Raw genomic sequence first — 2,330 nt, 5'->3', positions numbered from 1 at the left:
TCAGTGTTTACGGCGTGTTTTTTGAGTTCGGCGGTGCGTTGTCAACCCCTTAGCCGGGCGTTATGAAACTTGGTTAAATTTGATTTCGGAGTAAAGTCATTGTGGAGTCAGAACTTACATTAATTATCTCATCACTTTCAATGTTGATGTCAGGTGTTGCTATATTTATAACGTTCCGTAAAGACGCGCATCGGATGAAGTTACATCTGATTAATGGGAACTATAATGATAAAATTACTATCCATAATGACTCGCAGGCAAAAGTACAACTGCAAGCAGTAGGAGTAATTGATTCCAGTAGCGAGATTGTATGGCGAAAGGGTTGTTACAACTCTATTACGAATACAGAAGTAACTTTTCCCACAATTATTGAAGGTAGGACTGCATTTACAGCTAGTCTTCGACAGCCAGATAAGATGGATGAATATGCGTATTGTATCCAGCTTTCAAGTGGTAGAACTTACGTAGTAAACTCTTCACTAAACCAGAGTGTGTATATACGTTTAGTATTTCGTTCGATTATTTCACAACTGTCCGCTGGGAAATATGGCTTTCCTCTGAGCTACGTGCATTTAGATGGTGTTTATTACTAAAAGTAAAAGTTTCATAACAAGCAATTTAAGAGGGATTCTCAACGCTTGGCATTTTTGCTTCTACTTCAAGTTTAGTGTTTATGACACAATGCTTTAGGTTTAGGTGGCGGCGTTGTTCACCCCTTAATTGGGCGTTAGGTGCCAATCAGTTATCATCAGTTTTCAAGAAATAAATCGTGGAGAAAAAATGCAGTTTGCTAGTGCGTTTCAATATAAAAAATGGGCAAACGATGAGTTGCTTGAGTTAGGTGAAAAACAATTTTCACAGTTACCAGAAAACGATGCGACCTTTTTCGTTCGGATTTTGAATCACACAACGGTCGTGGATAGTCTTTTTATCAGTCGTATTTTAGGTGAGCCTGAAAAGTACAGTGGTGACAATACCGTCGAGACTCCTTCATTGTCTGAGTTACGACGAATAATAAATGAGCATGACTCATGGCTTATTGATTTTACAAAATCAGTGAGTGTAGACGAACTCAAACGTAATGTGATTTTCCGTTTTATCGATGGTGGTTTTGGACAGTTAACAATAGAAGAAATTTTGCTTCATTTACTGACGCATGGCAGTAATCATCGAGGTATGGCCTCAAGAGTGTTAGCCGAAAATGGTCTTGAGCGTCCGAAAGATACTTTTACTCGATACTTGCATGAAACAGAGCCAAAAAGACGATTGTGTTCAGGCACCTAACAAACGCTTCAAGAGGGACTTCCAACGCGTGGCATTTTTACTATGCGTTGATTTTTGTGGTTACGGTGTTATGCGGAAACTTAGTAGTAGCGTTGTCAGCCCCTTAAGCGGGCGTTAGGTTTCCTTACTTACCATACCCAAACAACGTAGAGTTTCAGGTATGCGGCAAGTGAGTGAACTCCCATGAGCATAGAAAACTATATGATTAGGGTGAACGAATGAAGCTAACACCACTGCAACTTCAAATATATAAATTTTAAAATGGAAATTATTTAAGATGAAAAAATTAATTATTGATTTTAAAAATTCATTATTTAGAACTACACGAAAATACAAGGTTGAGATTTTTACTTTTTTGATGTTAGTGTTATTGCTTTATTTATGGTTTAAAATTGATCCTGAAAGTTTTTCTTCTCAGATTCAGCCTATAATTGGAACGTTATTTGCTTCATTGTTTGGGGCGTATTTTGCTTTTCGTATAAATGCATGGGGCAATTTGGATGATAAAAATAAAAATGAAGCCAGATTAATTAATAAGGTTATAAATACTCTATATTGTCAAGCTCAGATTGTTTTTCTGATAAATGATTATATTAACAAGGATGACTATGTTTTTTATCAGGCTTTTCATATGCCTTTGAGGAATTATAGAGATCCACATTTAAAGGTAAATATAGATGATATTGGATTTTTGTTGGATCATGACCTAAGTATTTTATCAGAGCTCTATAAAGTTCAGCGAGACTTTGAAGAAATGTTTGATTTTATAGATAGATATATAGTTTTTTATTCATCTAAGATAGAGCCAGTCCTCATTGAAAATGATATGATGCATAAGTTTTCTCCAGATTTTATAAAGGAAAATTTTCATGATGATGTTAAGTGTAAGGCTGTTTCAGATATGGATTACATAAAAACAATAGTGGAAAACAATTTTTCTTCATTACCTAGAATTTCTTCTGATATATGTGATTTGGCTATTTCTGTTTATCCTGGTTTTAAATTCATTAAATTTGCACGAAAAGAAACCTAACAAACGGCTCAAG

2 protein-coding genes are annotated in these 2,330 nt (G+C 35.4%); both read left to right on the top strand.

Features of this window, described 5'->3' with window-relative positions; genetic code table 11:
* The first annotated feature begins 780 nt into the window (after window positions 1-780).
* Complete coding sequence (locus DD616_RS16545) at window positions 781-1,284, top strand: DinB family protein (RefSeq protein ID WP_029189990.1); 504 nt, start codon at window positions 781-783, stop codon at window positions 1,282-1,284.
* 277 nt (window positions 1,285-1,561) lie between these two features.
* Window positions 1,562-2,317: a hypothetical protein gene (locus tag DD616_RS16535; RefSeq protein WP_208871937.1), complete on the top strand. Its 756-nt coding sequence runs from the start codon at window positions 1,562-1,564 to the stop codon at window positions 2,315-2,317.
* The last annotated feature ends 13 nt before the right edge of the window (window positions 2,318-2,330 follow it).

It is taken from the genome of Vibrio anguillarum (genome assembly GCF_003390515.1).
In the GTDB taxonomy this organism is placed as follows: Bacteria; Pseudomonadota; Gammaproteobacteria; order Enterobacterales; family Vibrionaceae; genus Vibrio; species Vibrio anguillarum.
Note: the sequence above shows the minus strand (reverse complement) of the source record. Positions and strands in the feature narration are given on the sequence as shown.